Annotated in this window: 15 protein-coding genes; 9 read left to right on the top strand and 6 right to left on the bottom strand. The window is 62.3% G+C overall.

Annotated features, from left to right (window positions below; translation table 11 throughout):
• Positions 1-101 precede the first annotated feature (101 nt).
• On the bottom strand, positions 102-1,472 hold the full coding sequence (locus J1G35_RS04300; protein ID WP_223013729.1) for a glutamine synthetase family protein: 1,371 nt from the start codon (positions 1,470-1,472) through the stop codon (positions 102-104).
• Positions 1,473-1,818: 346 nt separating this feature from the next.
• On the opposite strand from J1G35_RS04300, the gene J1G35_RS04295 reads away from it, so the two are divergent.
• Together J1G35_RS04295 and J1G35_RS04290 are read left to right on the top strand one after the other, a co-directional pair.
• The gene (locus tag J1G35_RS04295; protein WP_053136675.1) at positions 1,819-2,592 is read left to right on the top strand and encodes a transporter substrate-binding domain-containing protein; all 774 of its coding nucleotides are present in this window, start codon (positions 1,819-1,821) and stop codon (positions 2,590-2,592) included.
• A 50-nt stretch (positions 2,593-2,642) separates the two neighbouring features.
• Positions 2,643-3,482, top strand: a complete 840-nt coding sequence (locus J1G35_RS04290; protein ID WP_223013727.1) for a cache domain-containing protein — start codon at positions 2,643-2,645, stop codon at positions 3,480-3,482.
• Between the two features lie 85 nt (positions 3,483-3,567).
• On the opposite strand, the gene J1G35_RS04285 is transcribed toward J1G35_RS04290, so the two are convergent.
• On the bottom strand, positions 3,568-5,085 hold the full coding sequence (locus tag J1G35_RS04285) for an MDR family MFS transporter (protein ID WP_223013725.1): 1,518 nt from the start codon (positions 5,083-5,085) through the stop codon (positions 3,568-3,570).
• Between the two features lie 66 nt (positions 5,086-5,151).
• Positions 5,152-6,336, bottom strand: a complete 1,185-nt coding sequence (gene pobA, locus J1G35_RS04280) for a 4-hydroxybenzoate 3-monooxygenase (RefSeq protein ID WP_172681514.1) — start codon at positions 6,334-6,336, stop codon at positions 5,152-5,154.
• 189 nt (positions 6,337-6,525) lie between these two features.
• Between pobA and J1G35_RS04275 the strand changes: the two genes are divergently transcribed.
• Positions 6,526-7,404: a helix-turn-helix domain-containing protein gene (locus J1G35_RS04275; RefSeq protein ID WP_053136688.1), complete on the top strand. Its 879-nt coding sequence runs from the start codon at positions 6,526-6,528 to the stop codon at positions 7,402-7,404.
• Between the two features lie 15 nt (positions 7,405-7,419).
• Here J1G35_RS04275 and J1G35_RS04270 read toward each other — a convergent pair whose 3' ends face one another.
• On the bottom strand, positions 7,420-7,596 hold the full coding sequence (locus J1G35_RS04270) for a hypothetical protein (RefSeq protein WP_162844255.1): 177 nt from the start codon (positions 7,594-7,596) through the stop codon (positions 7,420-7,422).
• Positions 7,597-7,696: 100 nt separating this feature from the next.
• On the bottom strand, positions 7,697-8,602 hold the full coding sequence (locus J1G35_RS04265) for a LysR family transcriptional regulator (RefSeq protein WP_223013724.1): 906 nt from the start codon (positions 8,600-8,602) through the stop codon (positions 7,697-7,699).
• A gap of 107 nt (positions 8,603-8,709) precedes the next feature.
• On the opposite strand from J1G35_RS04265, the gene J1G35_RS04260 reads away from it, so the two are divergent.
• Positions 8,710-9,573, top strand: coding sequence for an MBL fold metallo-hydrolase (locus J1G35_RS04260; RefSeq protein ID WP_053136694.1), 864 nt, complete (start codon positions 8,710-8,712; stop codon positions 9,571-9,573).
• A 35-nt stretch (positions 9,574-9,608) separates the two neighbouring features.
• Positions 9,609-10,223, top strand: coding sequence for an NAD(P)-dependent oxidoreductase (locus J1G35_RS04255; protein ID WP_223013723.1), 615 nt, complete (start codon positions 9,609-9,611; stop codon positions 10,221-10,223).
• A 123-nt stretch (positions 10,224-10,346) separates the two neighbouring features.
• On the opposite strand, the gene J1G35_RS04250 is transcribed toward J1G35_RS04255, so the two are convergent.
• Positions 10,347-11,210, bottom strand: coding sequence for a LysR substrate-binding domain-containing protein (locus J1G35_RS04250; protein ID WP_223013721.1), 864 nt, complete (start codon positions 11,208-11,210; stop codon positions 10,347-10,349).
• A 111-nt stretch (positions 11,211-11,321) separates the two neighbouring features.
• Between J1G35_RS04250 and J1G35_RS04245 the strand changes: the two genes are divergently transcribed.
• The 4 genes from J1G35_RS04245 to J1G35_RS04230 all read left to right on the top strand — a co-directional run bounded on the left by J1G35_RS04245 (position 11,322) and on the right by J1G35_RS04230 (position 16,793).
• Positions 11,322-12,947: a 5-guanidino-2-oxopentanoate decarboxylase gene (locus tag J1G35_RS04245; protein WP_223013719.1), complete on the top strand. Its 1,626-nt coding sequence runs from the start codon at positions 11,322-11,324 to the stop codon at positions 12,945-12,947.
• On the top strand, positions 12,944-14,386 hold the full coding sequence (locus J1G35_RS04240) for an aldehyde dehydrogenase family protein (protein WP_223013717.1): 1,443 nt from the start codon (positions 12,944-12,946) through the stop codon (positions 14,384-14,386). The genes J1G35_RS04245 and J1G35_RS04240 overlap by 4 nt, the downstream gene beginning before the upstream one ends.
• Before the next feature lie 146 nt (positions 14,387-14,532).
• The gene (locus J1G35_RS04235) at positions 14,533-15,720 is read left to right on the top strand and encodes a cyanate transporter (protein WP_223013715.1); all 1,188 of its coding nucleotides are present in this window, start codon (positions 14,533-14,535) and stop codon (positions 15,718-15,720) included.
• A 137-nt stretch (positions 15,721-15,857) separates the two neighbouring features.
• Positions 15,858-16,793, top strand: coding sequence for a LysR family transcriptional regulator (locus J1G35_RS04230; RefSeq protein WP_223013713.1), 936 nt, complete (start codon positions 15,858-15,860; stop codon positions 16,791-16,793).
• Positions 16,794-17,057 lie beyond the last annotated feature (264 nt).

Below are 17,057 nucleotides of genomic sequence, written 5' to 3'. Positions count from 1 at the left end.
CGCAGGCTCATGTGACTGGAACGGGAGTGAACGACCTTGATTCGCAGCTTAACGACTGCAACGTGAAAAAAAGGTCGAAACCCTCGCCAGCATAAAAGCACTCACGCCTGATGCAGATACCAACGCCAATCCTGCTCGCCTACTTCGCCCATGAACTGCCGGTACTCCGCACGCTTGACCGCCAGGAACACCCCCAGGAACTCAGGGCCGAACACCTCCCGCGCCCAGCTTGAAGCCTCCAGCGCACGCAGGGTGGTGAGCCAGTCGGTGGGCAGTAATTCCTTGGCCTGGGCGTAGCCGTTGCCTTCCACCGGGGCGCCGGGGTCGCGTTGTTCGCGAATGCCACGGTGGATACCGGCGAGGATCGCGGCAGCGGCGAGGTACGGGTTGGCGTCGGCGCCGCAGATACGGTGTTCGATATGCCGCGAGTTGGCCGGCCCGCCTGGCACGCGCAGGCTGACGGTGCGATTGTCCACGCCCCAGGTGGCGGCCAGCGGCGCGTAGCTGTTGGTTTGGAAACGCCGATAAGAGTTGGCGTTGGGGCAGAACATCAGCAGTGAGTCGAGCAAGGTGCTGAGCATGCCGCCCACGGCGTGGCGCAGCAGTGGCGTGCCGTCGGCGGCTGCACTGGCGAACAGGTTGTTGCCCTCGGCGTCAGCCAGGCTGACGTGCATATGCATGCCAGTGCCCGCTAGGTCATCGAAGGGCTTGGCCATAAAGCACGCCGCCATGCCGTGTTTATGCGCCACGCCCTTGACCAGACGCTTGTAGCGCACCGCTTCGTCCATCGCCTGCAGAGCATCGCTGCGGTGTTCCAGGGTGATTTCCACCTGGCCTGGGGCGTATTCGGAAATGGCCGTGCGCGCCGGAATGCCTTGCAGTTTGCAGGCGCTGTAAAGGTCGGCGAGAAACGGTTCGATCTGCTCCAGTTCGCGCAGGCCGTAGACCTGTGTCGAACGCGGGCGACCGCCGTCCGCGTCTCGCGCCGGTTGCGGGCGGCCATTGCTGTCGGGCTTCTGGTCGAGCAGGTAGAACTCCAACTCCGCCGCCATCACCGGGTAATAACCGTCGGCATTCAACCCTTCGATTACCTTGGCCAGCACATACCGGGGGTCGGCCACGGTGGCGGGCAAGCCTTCGGTGGGGTGCATGCTGACTTGCACCGCCGCCGTCGGGATCAGCCGCCACGGCATGCGCTGCAGGCTGCCGCTGATCGGATAGGCGCGGCAGTCGATATCGCCCACCTCCCACACCAGCCCGGAATTTTCCACATCGTCGCCATTGATGGTCAGGCCGAGGATGGTGCTGGGCAGCGGACGCCCGCTTTCATACACCGCCAGCAATTCGTCGCGGTGCAGCAACTTGCCGCGCGGCACGCCGTTGTTGTCGAGGATAAACAGCTCGAACATCTCGATGTCCGGGTGCTGTGCAAGGAAGGCGTGGGCTTCGTGCAGGCTGGCAAAAACACTCATGGGGGGTTCTCGTACGTTTGTTTCAGGCAGGCGCGCACAAGCGTGCGTCATCCATGGAGAAAATCAGCGTAGGAGAAGGGAGTCTGGCGGGCGCGCGTGGCGGCAGTGAAACAGGGCCCAGAAGGCGAGCTCGGACGGCAATGTCGCAGGATGAGTGTCGAGGCAGCCGTCCATGGGTGAATCACAATGATGGAGATGCGCCAGCGTCACACGCCTGCATAGGTGTTTAAATTCAGGGTTGACGGAGTTTGGGTGCAACTTGGCTAAACATTTGCCGCCCCTTGCTACCTGGCCGTCCTGCTGGAAATAATGACCGCCCCCGAGCATGTCCCAAGGACCCGATCGCATGAAAACAACGATAACCCTGTGCGTACTGGCAAGCCTGGCCACCTCTGCCCTGGCCGACACCGCGCCCTCGCGTCTTGACCAGGTGCTTGAACGCGGCACCCTGAGCGTCTGCACCACCGGCGACTACAAGCCCTACACCTCGCTGCGCGCCGATGGCAGCTATGAAGGTATCGACATTGCCATGGCCGAATCCCTGGCCAAGAGCCTCAACGCCAAGATCCAATGGGTGCCCACCACCTGGAAAACCCTGATGCCGGACTTCCTCGCCCAGCGCTGCGATATCGCCGTGGGCGGTATTTCGGTGTCGTTGGAGCGTCAGAAAAAAGCCTTCTTCAGCCAGTCCCTCGGGGTCGACGGCAAGATCCCGCTGGTGCGTTGCGCCGACGTCAAGCGCTACCAGACCGTGGAGCAGATCAACCAGCCCCAGGTGCGGGTGATCGAACCGGCAGGCGGCACCAACGAAATATTCGCGCGCGCCCACCTGGCCCAGGCGCAAATCCGCCTGCACGACAACGTGACCATCTTCGACGAACTGCTCGCCGGCAAGGCGGATGTGATGATCACCGACGCCAGCGAGGCGCGGTACCAGCAGAAACTCAAGCCGGGGCTGTGTGCGGTCAACCCGGAGCGGCAGATGCAATACAGCGAAAAAGCCTTTTTGCTGCCCCGTGACGATGTGGCCTGGAAAAGCTATGTCGACCAGTGGTTGCACCTGAGCGTGGCCACCGGTGTCTATGACGGTATCGTCAGCCAGTGGCTGGCGGCGCCTTGAGCCACAGCCGTCTACGCTGTGGTCACACCAATAATAATGAGGGACGGAACATGAAGGGATTGCTCCGCTTCACCTGGCTGCTGCTGTTGTGTTTCAGCCAGGTGCACGCCGCAACGACTCAGGATGAGGACGCCCAGGCGGCCAAGGCCTTGCTGGGAAAAGCCCTGGCCTATTACCAGACCAACGGTGACAAGGCCTTCGCGGCGTTCAGTCGCCAGGGCGAGTTTGTCGACCAGGACCGCTACGTGTTCGTGGTCGATACCCAAGGCGTGTTGCTGGCCAGCGGCGGCCCCTCCTCCGCGCTGATCGGCCGCGATGTGTCCGAGGTACTCGGGCCGGAGTTGCGCCAGTCATTCAAGGAGGCGCTCAAGGTGCCGGAAGGCCAGGGCATCCAGCAGGCCGACTACCGCTGGCAGAATTGGAACGACGGCAAGGTCGAACATAAGCATGTGTTTTACCAGCGGGTCGGCGAACGCATCCTGGCCGTGGGTTATTACCTGCCGCGTGCCACCCCGGAACAGGCCCGTGCGCTGCGCAACAAGGCGGTGAACGCACTGCTCAAGGATGAAACCGGCACGCTCAAGGCCATCAACTCATTGCAAGGGGGATTCCTGCAGGATGACCTCTATGTGTTTGTGGTCGATCTGAACAGCAAACGCTACGTGGCCCACGGCACCACACTGCGGCTGATCAACACCGACTTCAGCAAGATCAAGGACCCCGACGGCAAGCCGGTGGGCGAGCCGATCCTCAAGCTGATGGCCGAGCAGGACCAGGGGGAATACAAGTACCGCTGGAAGAACCCGGTGACCGGCAAGGTCGAGAACAAACATGCGTATGTGCGCAAGGCCGGGCATTTCATGGTTGCGGTGGGGTACTACAGCCCTTGATCTGAACTGGAATGCATTCAAATGTGGGAGTTCCCCTGGCCTCCGGGGGCAAGCCCCCTCCCACATTAGGTCTCTATTGTGTCAGTCAGCGGGTTTTGTCGTCTCGCCCGCGCAGCACGCGGTTGGGCATCGCGATCGCCGCCGCCAACCCCAGCAGCGAGATCGCCGCACTCACCATCAGCAAATGCCGGAACGTGTCCCCCAACTCCCCGCGCAGGGCGTTCTGCGCTGCGCCGGGGGCGGCATTCAGGCCATCCAACAGCACGTTGCCAGAACTGCCCTCGGCCACCAGCGCACTGCTGGCCAGGTGGGCGAAGCTGGAGTCCTGCAACAGCGCCAGCAGCAACGCCGACATGCACGCCACCCCCACCGCCCCGCCCAAAGAGCGGAATAGGTTGGTGGTGCTGGTGGCGACCCCGATGTCCCGTTGTTCCACCGAGTTCTGCGAGCCGACTAAAGAAGTGGGGAACTGCATACCGGCGGCAATCCCGCACAACAGCATGAATATGCCGGTCAGCAGCACATCCTGAGGCGCACTGTAGGCCATGCCCAGAATCGCCAGAGGGCTTAACAGCGCGCCGCTGAGGATCATCGGTTTGTAGCGCCCGGTCACCGAGGTCAGGCGCCCGGCGGAATAGGCGCCGATGGGCAGGCCGATTGCCAGGGGCAGCAAGTGCAAGGCGGCACTGTCGGCACCGCCGCCGGTGACTGTCTGAAAGCGCAGGGGCATCAGCACCGTCAGGGAAATCGCCTGGAAACTGGTGAAAAACACCGTGCACCAGCACAGCACCGCACTGCGATTGGCAAACAGATGCATCGGCAGCAACGGCTCGCGCGCCCGGCGCTCGTGCCAGACAAACAGCGTCAACGCCACCAGCGCGCAGGCCAACAGCCCCAGTACCTGGCTGTCACGCCAATGATGGCCCTGGCCGATTTCGGTAATGCCCAGTAGCAAGGCGGTCAGGCCGATGATCATCAGCACCGTGCCGAGGTAATCGATGATCGGCTTGCGTTGCGGCGCCGGCAGCCCCACCAGGGTGCGATGGGCCACGTACCAGGCGCCGGCGCCCAAGGGCAGGTTGATCAGGAACACCCAGCGCCACGACAGGTACTCGGTCATGTAGCCGCCCAAGACCGGCCCGGCCACGCTGGCCACCGCGTACATGCTGCTGAAATAGCCCTGATAGCGCCCGCGCTCACGGGGCGGGATGATGTCGCCGATGATCGCCTGGCTCACCGAGATCATCCCCCCGGCACCGATGCCCTGCAGCACCCGCGCCAGCACCAGTTGCTCCATGCTCTGGGCCATGCCGCAGAACAACGACGCGACGGTGAACAGGCCCATGCCGATCAGCATCATCGGCCGCCGCCCGTAGAGGTCGCCGAGCTTGCCGTAGATCGGCACCGCTACCGTCATCGCCACCATATAGCCGGAGATCACCCAGGCCAGCAGGTTGACGTCGTGGAATTGCGCGGAGATGGCGGGCATGGACACGGCGACGATGGTTTGGTCCAAGGCACCGAGGAAGATCGCCATCATCAACGAGGCGAGAATACTGCGCACCGCGGGGAGCGGTGGCGCGGGCTGATTGAGCTGAGTCACGGCAGAACCTTCGAGCAGGGCCTGCGGGAAAAGGCGGCCCGCAGGAATGCTCGATACGATAGCAGGCTATTCAATAGCTTCGTAAGGAAGCCCGACGTAATTTTCCGCAATGGTCTTGCGTCCGGCTTCGGAGTGAATGAAGTATTCCAGCTCGCTCTGGGCAATGCGCTGGCTGAAGCCGTCGGACTCGGGAAATTGATGCAACATCGAGGTCATCCACCATGAAAACCGTTCGGCCTTCCACACCCGGCGCAGGCAGATGGCGGAATAGCGTTCGAGCAAGTCCACCCGTCCCTCGCGATACACCTTGAGCAGGATCCGGAACAACGTGCTCACGTCGCTGGCCGCCAGGTTCAAGCCCTTGGCCCCGGTGGGCGGCACGATATGGGCCGCATCGCCGAGCAGGAACAGGCGCCCGTACTGCATCGGTTCCACCACAAAACTGCGCAGGGGCGCGATGCTTTTTTCGATGGATGGCCCGGTGACCAACTGTTCGGCGAGGTCGTTGGGCAGGCGCATTTTCAGTTCGGCCCAGAAGCGTTCGTCCGACCATTCATCCACGGGTTCCTCGGCCGGCACTTGCAGGTAATAGCGGCTGCGCGTCGGTGAACGCATGCTGCACAGCGCGAAACCCCGGGCGTGCTTGGCGTACACCAGTTCCTCGTGCACCGGCGGGGTGTCGGCGAGGATGCCCAGCCAACCGAAGGGGTAGACGCGCTCGAATACTTTCAGCGATTCAGCCGGGATCGACTGGCGCGCCACACCGTGGAAACCATCACAGCCGGCGATGTAATCGCACTCCAGGCGAAACGCCTCGCCCTGATGCTCGAACGTCAGCCAGGGTCGATCACTTTTAAGATCATGGGGCTGCACGTCGCGCGCTTCATACAGGGTGGTGGCGCCAGCGGCGGCGCGGGCGGCCATCAGGTCGCGGGTGACTTCGGTCTGGCCGTAGATCATCACTGATTGGCCGCCGGTCAGCGCCTTGAGATCGATGTGGGTCAGTTGCCCGTCCAGCGCCAGCTCGAAGCCGTCGTGCACCAGGCCTTCGGTATCCATGCGCTGGCTGACGCCCGCCTCGCGCAGCAGGTCGACCATGCCTTGCTCCAGCACTCCGGCACGGATGCGGCCTTGCACGTAGTCGGCGCTCTGGCGCTCCAGGATAAGGGTCTGGATACCGGCGTTGTGCAGCAGTTGGCCGAGCAACAGTCCGGAGGGACCGGCACCGATAATGGCGACTTGGGTTTTCAGCGTTTTCATTATTTTTATGGCCCGCATGTTCCACCCGAACGGATCAAGTGAAAGAGTTGTCATTGGTTTTGTTGCTGACATTTTTCACTTGAGTGAGCAGCATAAGAAGGTGAAAACTGAGACAAAGTCTGCGCTTTTTGCCAATTGGGGCGATTACCGCACCACTCTTCTGAGTATCGGATAAAAACCATGACCAAAACCGCGATTCCGGTCTTCAAGCTTTACGGGGAAAGCCAGCAATGGCCGACGCCCGATTTGTTGCACTGCGAAACCATTTCCCGACGCAGCCGGGAATACGAGTGGGAAATCCAACCCCACCGGCACGCGGATCTGTGCCAGTTGCTGTACGTGCACAAAGGCCAAGCGCAACTGGAGATCGAAGGCAAGCGCAGCACCCTCAGCGAAGCGACCTTGCAGGTGCTGCCGCCGCTGTGTGTGCATGGCTTTCGGTTTGCGCAAGATGTGCAAGGTTACGTCGTGACCCTGGCGGCGCCGCTGGTCAGCCATCTGCAGGCGCAGTTGGGCGCGACGGTGGACGGTCTGCAGGCGCTGGGCAGTTACCCGGCGGGCAAGGACAGCGACTACCTCAACAGCCTGTTCGCGCGGCTACAGGATGAATACGCCGATGAACAACCGGCCCGGGACATGATGATGCATGCTCTGGTCAGCGTGCTGCTGGTGTGGATCAGCCGCCAGGCCATTCAACTGCGCCATCCCCGTGCACCGCGCGGGCGCGAGTATTTTCGGCGCTTTACCCAACTGGTCGAGCAGCATTACCGCGAGCATCCGAAGATTGAAGATTTGGCCCACAAGCTGGGGATCTCGGTCTCACACTTGAACGGGACGTGTCGGGAATTGGGCGGGCAACCGGCATTGCAGATCATGCATGACCGCCAGTTGCTGGAAGCCAAGCGCCTGCTGACCTACACCAGCATGACGATCAACGAGATGTCGCAGGTATTGGGGTTTTCCGACCCGACCAACTTCTCTCGGTTGTTTCGCCGACGGGTCGGTTTTTCACCCAAGGCGTTTCGCGAGCAACTCAAGACCGAAACACCCCACAACTAGCCGGCTGCTGCAGCTTCAGCGCAGAGCGCTGAAGCTGCCGGTGTGGGGCACGCATTGGTCCTGATGGCAACTGATCGCAAAGGTCGGCTGCATCCGGGTCTGCTCCACGCGGTAGGCGGCAGTGCCATACAGGCCGGTCGCCAGGGCGCAGAGGAAAAAAATCATCAGGTATTTTCTGGTTTTAATGCTCATGGCACAGACCTCTAAGCGGATCTATTCGGTGCTGTTTAAAGCATAGGCCAGTCAGGGCGAGTTGCCATTATTGGACGACATTCAACACGTTTATGTCGGCTCAGAGCCCCACATCCCACCCGGGTGTTTCCGGAAACCTCAGCACCAGGAAATCCAGCAGGCTGCGCAACGCCGACGGCATGTGCTTGCGCGACGCATACACCGCGTAGATGTTCATCTGCCGGGGTTCTGCGGCGGGCAGCAGGCGCACCAGTTCACCGCGACGAATGTGATCGCCGGCCTGATAGCTGGGCAGCATCGCCACACCCGCGCCGGCCAACGTAACGCGCAACAGCGTACTGGCTTCGTTGGCGGTGATATTGCCGTGCACCGGCACCGACACGTGCTCGCCGTGTTCTTCGAAATGCCACAGGCTTTTGCCGAAGTACGAGTGGGTCAGGCAGTTGTGCCGGGCCAGGTCTTCGACTTTCTGCGGCGCCGGATGCTCCAACAGGTACGCCGGGGTTGCGCACACCACGGAGCGACAAACCGTCAGGCGCCGGGCGATCAGATTCGGGTCCAGGTCGTTACTGGTGCGGATGGCCAGGTCGATGCGCTCGTCCACCAGGTTCACCGTGCGGTCGAGCATTTGCAGGTCAATGGTCACTAAGGGATAGCGCTTGACGTACTCGGCGATGGCCTCGGCCAATTGCGCCTGGCCGAACGAGGTGCTGACACTCAGGCGCAACAGGCCACGGGGCGCGTCATCGGGCTCGCTGACGGCGGCCTGCATATCGCCGCACAATTCCAGCAGTTGCCGACACCGTGGCAGGGTTTCGCCACCGGCCGCCGTCAGGCTGAGCTTGCGTGTGGTGCGGTGCAACAGGCGCGCGCCGACCCAGTCTTCCAACTCGGCCAGGTAACGCGACACTACTGGGCGCGACAGGTCTAGATGGTCGGCGGCAGCGGACTGGCTGCCCAGGTCCACCACCGTGACAAACACGCGCATTGCTTGAAGACGATCCATGATTTGCTCGATTTCAGAAACAAACTATGTCCCAGCATCGCATTTTTAGTCTTGTTTAGTGCAACTAAGCTCTGTGCATCCTTTGAATCGACTGCTGGAGCTGCCCGATGTTCTCAACCCTCAAGCGCTTAACCTTCACCGCTGCCTTGGCGTTCGCCGGCCATGCCGCAGCGGCTGACCTGACCCTCGACGTGTACAACCCAGGCGAGGCCGCGATCTTCCCGGTCAGCTCGGTGCTGGTCAGCGGCGCCAAAGACGCGATCCTGGTCGACGCCCAATTCGGCAAAGGCCAGGCCGAACAACTGGTGCAGAAGATCCGTGCCAGCGGCAAGCACCTGACCACCATCTACATCAGCCACGGCGACCCGGATTACTACTTCGGCCTCGACACCCTGACCGCCGCGTTCCCCGACGCCAAGGTGCTGGCGCCGCAACCGGTGGTCGACCATATCAACGCCACCGTGGCCGGCAAACTGGAGTTCTGGGGCCCGAAAATGGGTGCCGACAAACCCGGCAAAACCATCGTGCCGCAGGTGCTGCAAGGCCACAGCCTGACCCTTGAAGGGCAGCAGTTGGAGGTGATCGGCCTGGACGGCCCGCAGCCGGACCGCAGCTTTGTGTGGATCCCGTCGATCAAGGCCGTGGTCGGGGGCGTCGTGGTCGCGCAAAACATCCACCTGTGGATGGCTGACACCCAAAGCGCGCAATCCCATAAAGACTGGCTCGCCACCCTGCAACGCATCGAACAGCTGAAGCCACGCACGGTGATTCCGGGCCACTACCTGGGCACGCCATCGCCGAAATCCGTGGCCTTTACTGCCGACTACATCAAGGCCTTCGACGTAGAAACCGCCAAGGCCAAGGACTCCGCCGCCCTGATCGCGGCGATGAAAAAGCGTTACCCCACCCTCGCCGACGAAAGCTCGCTGGAACTGAGCGCCAAAGTCGCCAAGGGCGAAATGAAGTGGTGAATGGCTTTTAAACCCTAACCGTACTGGAGAACGTCATGAGCAAGATCGCAATCATTGGAGCCACCGGCCGTGCCGGCAGCCAATTGCTGGAAGAAGCACTGCGTCGTGGGCATAGCGTGGTGGCTATCGCGCGTAACACCGACAAGCTGGCTGTACGCCCCGGCGTCACCGTCAAGCAGGTTGATGCACTGGATGCCAATGCCCTGGAACAAGCCATCAGCGGCAGCGATGTGGTGATCAGTGCGGCACATTTCGCCACCCTGCCCGCCAACGCCGTGATCGGCCCGGTAAAAAAAGCCGGGGTGAAACGCCTGCTGGTGGTCGGCGGTGCCGGTTCGTTGCTGCTGCCGGGTGGCGGACGCGTGATCGACAGCGAGGGCTTCCCGGCTGAATACAAAGCCGAAGCCAGTGCAGGGGCGGCGTTTCTCGATGTGCTGCGCCAGGAAAAGGAATTGGATTGGACGTTCCTGTCGCCGTCGGCCTTGTTCGATGGCACCGAACGCACCGGTAAATTCCGCCTGGGCCAGGATGATTTGCTGGTGAGCAGTGACGGTACCAGCTCGATCAGCTTTGCCGACTACGCCATCGCCATGATCGACGAAGTGGAAACACCGAAGCACTCGCGCCAGCGCTTCACCGTCGGCTACTGACCCAACGCGGTCAAGAAATGTGGGAGGGGGCTTGCTCCCGATAGCAGTGGTTCAGTTGGAGCCTCTTTGACTGACACACCGCTATCGGGAGCAAGCCCCCTCCCACATTTGGACCTTCAGCGCCTACGCCTGGCTCACTAACCAATCCATCAGCGCTTCAAGCCCTGCCGACGGCACCGTCCCCGGCGGATACACCAGGTAATAGCCCTTGCCCGTCGGCACCCGCAGTTCAAACGGCATCGCCAAGCGCCCCGCCTTCAGATCCTCGCCCATCAACGCACTGTCGCCCATCGCCACCCCGGAGCCCTGCGAGGCAACGTTCATCGCCAAATCCAACGTCTCGAAATGATGCCCCTGGCTCACATTGCTCAACCGCGTATCCGCCGCCTTGAGCCATCGCGCCCAATCGCGCTCGTCCCGCGTGGGGTGCAGCAGTACCTGTTGCTGCAAGTCCGCCGGGGTGTGCAAACCGGCGAGCAGCGCGGGGGCGCAGACCGGGGTGAGTTGCTCATCGAACAAATGCCGCGCCTCGGCCGACTGCTCGGCAATGGGCGCATAGATCACCGCTGCGTCGAATTGCTCGCGACGAAAATCCACGCTGTAGGCCACGGTGGTGGTGAGTTCCACCGGCACATCCGGGCGTTCCTTTTGCCACTGCATCAAGCGCGGCAACAACCAGCGCATCACACAGGTGGATGCCTTGATTTGCAAGGTGTGGCGACGACTGCCGATCTGCTCCACCGCGTCACCGAGCAGGCCAAACACCTGCTGCACCCGTTGCGACCACTCGCGACCTTCTTCGGTCAGGCTCAACCCGCGCGCCTGGCGCTGGAACAAGGCGTAGCCCAAATGGCTCTCCAACCCGGCGATCTGCCGGCTCACCGCGCCTTGGGTGATGTGCAGTTGCTCGGCGGCGCGGGTGAAGTTGCAGCACTGGGCCGTGACCCAGAAGGTATGCAACGCGGGCAGTGGCGGAAGGCGTTTCATAAGGTCGCAGCCATGACGTGAGGACATGGCTAGTATGACTTTTTATCGATTGTTGCCGCTACGGGCCAGCCGTTCCAATACCGCCACGAATCCATAACAAGAGCGACACCTATGGCGACCTGCGGCGAAGTATTGGTCAACCTCCTGGAAAGCTACGGCGTGGACCAGGTGTTTGGTATTCCCGGCGTGCACACCGTGGAGCTGTATCGCGGCCTGGCCCGCTCGAGCATCCGCCACGTCACCCCGCGCCACGAACAGGGCGCCGGTTTTATGGCTGACGGTTATGCGCGCACCAGTGGCAAACCGGGCGTGTGTTTCATCATCACTGGCCCCGGCATGACCAATATCACCACCGCCATGGGCCAGGCCTATGCCGACTCGATCCCGATGCTGGTGATTTCCAGCGTGCAATCGCGCAGCCAATTGGGCGGTGGGCGCGGCAAGCTGCATGAGTTGCCGAACCAGAGCGCGATGATGGCCGGCGTGGCGGCGTTCTCCCATACGTTGATGTCGGCAGCAGAGTTGCCCGCCGTGCTGGCGCGGGCGTTTGCGTTGTTCCAGGCCGGCAGGCCGCGCCCGGTGCATATCGAGATTCCGTTGGATGTGCTGGTGGAAAACGCCGATGCACTGCTCGGCAGTCAACCGGTCAGCGTCGCCCGTGCCGGTGCGGCACCGTCGGCGGTCAAGCAGATGAGCCAGTTGCTCGCCGCCGCCAAACGCCCGCTGATCCTGGCCGGTGGTGGCGCGATTGAGGCGGCCGCCGAACTGACCCGCCTGGCCGAAACCCTCGGCGCGCCAGTGGCCCTGACCATCAATGCCAAGGGCATGCTGCCTTCCGATCATCCGCTGCTGATCGGCTCGACCCAGTCCCTGGTCGCTACCCGCGCGCTGGTGGCCGAGGCCGATGTGGTACTGGCCATCGGCACCGAGCTGGCCGAGACCGACTACGACGTGACCTTCGCCGGTGGCTTCGAGATACCCGGTGTGCTGCTGCGCGTCGATATCGACCCCGACCAGACCGTGCGCAACTACCCGCCGCACCTCGCACTGGTGGCCGATGCGCAGATCGCCGCCGATGCCTTGCTGGCCGAATTGAACCGCACGCCGCTACCCCCTCGTTACACCGACTGGGGCGCTCAGCGCGTCGCCCGTCTGTGGGCCGAACTGAGCCTCACCTGGGACGCCGCCACCCGCGCGCAAACCCTGTTCCTCAACACGGTGCTGGAGACACTGCCGGGCGCCGTGCTGGTGGGCGATTCGACCCAACCGGTGTACAGCGGCAACCTGACCCTGAACCTCGACCAGCCGCGCCGCTGGTTCAATTCCTCCACCGGCTACGGCACCTTGGGCTACGCCCTGCCGGCCGCCATCGGCGCCTGGCTGGGCCGTGGCGATAGGCAGCCGGTGGTGTGTTTGATCGGCGACGGCGGGCTGCAATTCACCCTGCCGGAACTGGCCAGCGCGGTGGAAGCGCGCACGCCGATCATCGTGCTGCTGTGGAATAACCAGGGTTATGAAGAGATCAAGAAATACATGCTCAACCGCGCCATCGAACCGGTCGGCGTGGACATCTACACCCCGGACTTTATCGGCGTGGCCAAGGCCCTCGGCAGTGCTGCCGACAGCGCTCACAGCGTTGCACAGCTAAGCAACGCCTTGCGCGCCGCCGCCGATCGCCAGGGGCCGACGCTGATTGAGATCGACCAGAACCTATGGATGCAGGAGGTAGCGGTATGAGCGCAGTATTGAACGGTGTGTATATCGATGGCGCATGGCGTGCAGGCCACGACGTGCTGGAGGTGATCAACCCGGCCACCGAGGCGACTCTGGCGCGCATCAGCGTCGGCGATGCGCAGGCCGTGACCCAAGCCGTCGATGCGGCCAGTGCGGCCTTTATCGATTGGTCGAAAAGTACCGGCCGTGATCGCGCCAGCCTGCTGCGCAAAATCGCCCAAGGCGTCAGCGAGCAGCGCGAACAGCTGATGCACCTGCAGTCGAGCAACAACGGCAAGCCACTCTTTGAAGCCGGCATCGATGTGGACGACGTGATCGCCACGTTCGAGTACTACGCCGGTATCGCCGACGCCATGGACGCTGGCCAGGACCTGCCGGTGGCGCTGCCCAGCGATGACTTCAGTGCGCGCCTGCGCCGTGAGCCCTGCGGTGTGGTAGGGCTGATCGTGCCGTGGAATTTCCCGATGGTCACCACCGCATGGAAACTCGCCCCGGCCCTCGCCGCCGGTTGCTGCGTGGTGCTCAAACCCTCGGAAGTCACGCCGCTGGCGGAGTTGCAGTTGGCGCAAATCATCGCTGACGCTGGCATCCCGGCGGGGGTGTTCAACCTGGTGTGCGGCACCGGGTTGGCCGTTGGCGCACCGTTGGCCGCAGACCGTCGCGTGGCGAAGATTTCCTTCACCGGCAGCAATGCCGTGGGTGTACAGGTGATGCAACGCGCAGCGGAAACCATCAAGGGCGTAAGCCTGGAATTGGGTGGTAAGTCTTCGCTGCTGGTACTCGCGGATGCCGACCTCGACCTGGCGGTGGAGCTGGCGTGTGGCGGTGGTTTTTTCAACGCCGGGCAAATGTGTTCCGCCACCAGCCGCGTGCTGGTGGCCGACAGCCTGGTGTATGAGTTCCTGCAGCGTTTGCAGGCACGGGCTGAAGGGATTCGCGTCGCCGACCCGTTTGCCGACGACGTGGAAATGGGCGCGCTGATCAACCGCGTGCAGTATCAGCGGGTGCTGGGGCATATCCAACGTGGCGTTGAGGCTGGCGCGCGATTGGTGTGTGGCGGTGACCGCCCGGCGAATCTGGCGAAGGGCTACTTCATTCACCCGACGGTGTTTACCGACGTGCCGCTGGACAGTGCATTGTGGAACGAAGAAATCTTCGGCCCGGTGCTGTGTGTACGACCTTTTGCCAGTGAGGACGAGGCCATCGCCCTGGCCAACGACAGCGAGTTCGGCCTGGTGGCCAGCGTGGTCAGCCGTAGCGTCGAGACCACCGAGCGCGTGGCGAATGCCTTGCAGGCCGGGTTGGTGTGGATCAACGCACCGCAGGTGATCTTCCCGCAGACCGCATGGGGTGGTTACAAGCAGAGCAGTATCGGCCGCGAGCTGGGCCCGTGGGGGCTGGCGGCGTTTCAGGAGATCAAGCATGTGATCCGGTCTATCTGACGGCGCAGAACAACTGTGGGAGGAGGCGTGCCCCCGTTAGCGGTGTTTCAGTTAACTGCAATTTTTAGATAGCCCCTGCGACTTTCTCATTTGCCCCCCTCCCCCATGCGTGGCCTGATTCGCCCTTGTTCATTCAAGGCAGGCCCATGGAAAACGTTCAGGCAAAACCCACCACTGCCGTATGGCTGATGATCAGTGTCGTGCTGGTCGCCCTTAACCTGCGGCCTTCAATGGCCGCCGTGGGGCCGTTGTTGTCGTCGATTCGCGGCGAGGTGCCGTTGAGTTTCAGCAGCGCGGCGTTGCTGACCATGTTGCCGGTCATGGCCATGGGCCTGGCGATGTTCTTTGGCATGGGCGTGGCCAAGCGTTTTGGCGAGCACCGCAGCATTGTGCTGTCACTGCTGGTGATTGGCGTGGCGACAGTGTCGCGGCTGTTCCTGGATTCGGCCCTGGAGTTGATCGTCAGCGCCATCGCCGCCGGTGTGGGTATCGCCATGATCCAGGCGCTGATGCCGGCCCTGATCAAGTCGCGGTTCAGTGACAACGTTTCGCTGTTCATGGGCCTCTACGTCACGGCCATCATGGGCGGCGCGGCGCTGGCGGCAGCGTTCTCGCCCTGGGTGCAGGTGCAGACCGGCAGTTGGCGCATCGGCCTGGCAATCTGGGCAGGCCTGGCGCTGCTGGCCCTGGTGTTCTGGTACGCCCAGCGCTCGGTGTTGCCGCCCTTGCCCCAAGCCGCCGCCGGCCCTAAGGAGTCGTTTTTCGGCAACGGTCGCGCCTGGTTGCTGGCGATTTTTTTCGGCCTCGGTACTGCCTCCTACACCTGTGTACTTGCGTGGCTGGCGCCGTACTACGTGGAGCAAGGCTGGAGCGAACAGAATGCCGGTTTGTTGTTGGGTTTCCTGACCGCAATGGAGGTGGTGTCCGGCCTGGTCACGCCGGCCATCGCCAACCGTCGCCGGGATAAACGCGGGGTGGTGGCCGTGTTGCTGGTGCTGATCATCCTTGGGTTCTGCGGCTTGATCCTCAGCCCGCAACACCTCAGCTTGCTGTGGCCGTGCCTGCTGGGCCTGGGTATCGGCGGGTTGTTCCCGATGAGCCTGATCCTGTCCCTCGACCACCTCGATAACCCGCGCCGCGCAGGGGCCCTGACCGCCTTTGTGCAGGGCATCGGCTACCTGATTGCCGGCCTGTCGCCGCTGATCGCCGGGATGATCCGCGACCAACTGGGTAGCTTCGAATGGGCCTGGTGGTCCCTGACCGCGGTGATTGTGCTGATGCTGCTGATTGTCACGCGCTTCAACCCAAGGCATTACGCGCAGCATATTCGCTGAGGTCGCGTTACAAACAGTATTTGTCCCACACAAAACATAGAAACGCCCTACAGCGCTTTCTATTGGCACGCTCGTTCCGTTAAGCTTTCGCGCTGTCTTGTACTGACTTCGGTACATGGGGTTTACGGACGAAACCGATGTTAAACAGTAACTTACTCAGAAAACTCGATATGCAGGACTTGATGGTGTTTATCGCCGTCTATGACCAGAGCAGCGTGACCGAGGTGTCCGAAACCCTATTCGTCAGCCAGTCCACCGTGAGCTACAGCCTGAAGAAGCTGCGCACCAGTTTTGAAGACGAGCTGTTTATCAACACCCGCGCGGGCATGCGTCCTACGTACAAGGCCACCACCATGTACGCCCATGTGCAGAAGATCCTCGAAAGCATCAACCTGTGCCACGCCGGTGGCCAGGCCTTCGACCCCACGCAAAAGGCCGTGACGTTCAATGTGTGCGCGCCGGAGTACTTCGAACAACTGATCCTGCCGCGCCTGTTGAAGAATTTCGACCGGGCGGACCTGCCGGTAATCGTCAATGTGCAGAAACTCGAAACCGAGATCCCCGCCGACGACCTGCGCGAGGGCCGCCTGGACCTGGTGATTTGCTTCGGCCCGCACTTTCACCGTGCCCATAAAGACTTCAAGACCCAGATGCTGTTGGAGGACGACCTGGTCTGCGTCTTCGATAAACGCTCGGCGCCGCGCGAGCCGGCATTCAGCCTGCAATCGTTCGTCGAGCGACGCCACGTGTTCCCCACGCCATGGACGTCCGACACCAACATGATCGACGGCTGGCTGGCGCGCCACTCCCACAAGCGCCAGGTGATCGCCCGGGCCAACAGCTACAGCGCGGCCCTGAAGATGATCACCGGCACCGACTTCATCGTCACCCTGCCGCGCCGCGTGCAAAAACTGCTGGCGCCCGCGACGGTGTTCGGCCACTGCGAGGCCCCCAACGGGTTGCCGGGGTTCACCCTGGATATGCAGTGGAATGAAAGCAGTGAACAGGACAGCGCCAATACCTGGTTTCGTGAGCAGGTGGTGAAGGTGTGTGCGGATCAGGGATTACTCTAACGTCTGTGGCAAGGGAGGTCCCACTACCTCTTCGACGTAGCGCTGTCGCGCAGCAAACTGGGACCTCTGTGGCGAGCGGGCTTGTCCCGCGTTGGGGTGCGAAGCGCCCCTAATGAAGAAGAATGCGGTGTATCAGGCACTCCTCTGCGCCTGGTTCTGGGGCTGCTGCGCAGCCCAACGCGGGACAAGCCCGCTCGCCACAGGAGCGCGCTCGCCTGAAATGGCTTATGCGAGACTCAAGACTTTAGAGTGAAATTTTAAATT

Origin of the sequence: Pseudomonas sp. SH10-3B (genome assembly GCF_019891415.1) — a bacterium.
In the GTDB taxonomy this organism is placed as follows: domain Bacteria; phylum Pseudomonadota; class Gammaproteobacteria; order Pseudomonadales; family Pseudomonadaceae; genus Aquipseudomonas.
Note: the sequence above shows the minus strand (reverse complement) of the source record. Positions and strands in the feature narration are given on the sequence as shown.

What these genes read in the sequence shown, in the direction of transcription:
- J1G35_RS04290 (WP_223013727.1), top strand. Translation starts at nt 2,643, where the DNA reads ATGAAGGGATTGCTCCGCTTCACCTGGCTGCTGCTGTTGTGTTTCAGC.
- J1G35_RS04255 (WP_223013723.1), top strand. Translation starts at nt 9,609, where the DNA reads ATGAGCAAGATCGCAATCATTGGAGCCACCGGCCGTGCCGGCAGCCAA.
- J1G35_RS04295 (WP_053136675.1), top strand. Translation starts at nt 1,819, where the DNA reads ATGAAAACAACGATAACCCTGTGCGTACTGGCAAGCCTGGCCACCTCT.
- J1G35_RS04240 (WP_223013717.1), top strand. Translation starts at nt 12,944, where the DNA reads ATGAGCGCAGTATTGAACGGTGTGTATATCGATGGCGCATGGCGTGCA.
- J1G35_RS04235 (WP_223013715.1), top strand. Translation starts at nt 14,533, where the DNA reads ATGGAAAACGTTCAGGCAAAACCCACCACTGCCGTATGGCTGATGATC.
- J1G35_RS04260 (WP_053136694.1), top strand. Translation starts at nt 8,710, where the DNA reads ATGTTCTCAACCCTCAAGCGCTTAACCTTCACCGCTGCCTTGGCGTTC.
- J1G35_RS04250 (WP_223013721.1), bottom strand. Translation starts at nt 11,210, where the DNA reads ATGAAACGCCTTCCGCCACTGCCCGCGTTGCATACCTTCTGGGTCACG.
- J1G35_RS04300 (WP_223013729.1), bottom strand. Translation starts at nt 1,472, where the DNA reads ATGAGTGTTTTTGCCAGCCTGCACGAAGCCCACGCCTTCCTTGCACAG.
- J1G35_RS04230 (WP_223013713.1), top strand. Translation starts at nt 15,858, where the DNA reads ATGTTAAACAGTAACTTACTCAGAAAACTCGATATGCAGGACTTGATG.
- J1G35_RS04245 (WP_223013719.1), top strand. Translation starts at nt 11,322, where the DNA reads ATGGCGACCTGCGGCGAAGTATTGGTCAACCTCCTGGAAAGCTACGGC.
- J1G35_RS04270 (WP_162844255.1), bottom strand. Translation starts at nt 7,596, where the DNA reads ATGAGCATTAAAACCAGAAAATACCTGATGATTTTTTTCCTCTGCGCC.
- J1G35_RS04275 (WP_053136688.1), top strand. Translation starts at nt 6,526, where the DNA reads ATGACCAAAACCGCGATTCCGGTCTTCAAGCTTTACGGGGAAAGCCAG.
- J1G35_RS04265 (WP_223013724.1), bottom strand. Translation starts at nt 8,602, where the DNA reads ATGGATCGTCTTCAAGCAATGCGCGTGTTTGTCACGGTGGTGGACCTG.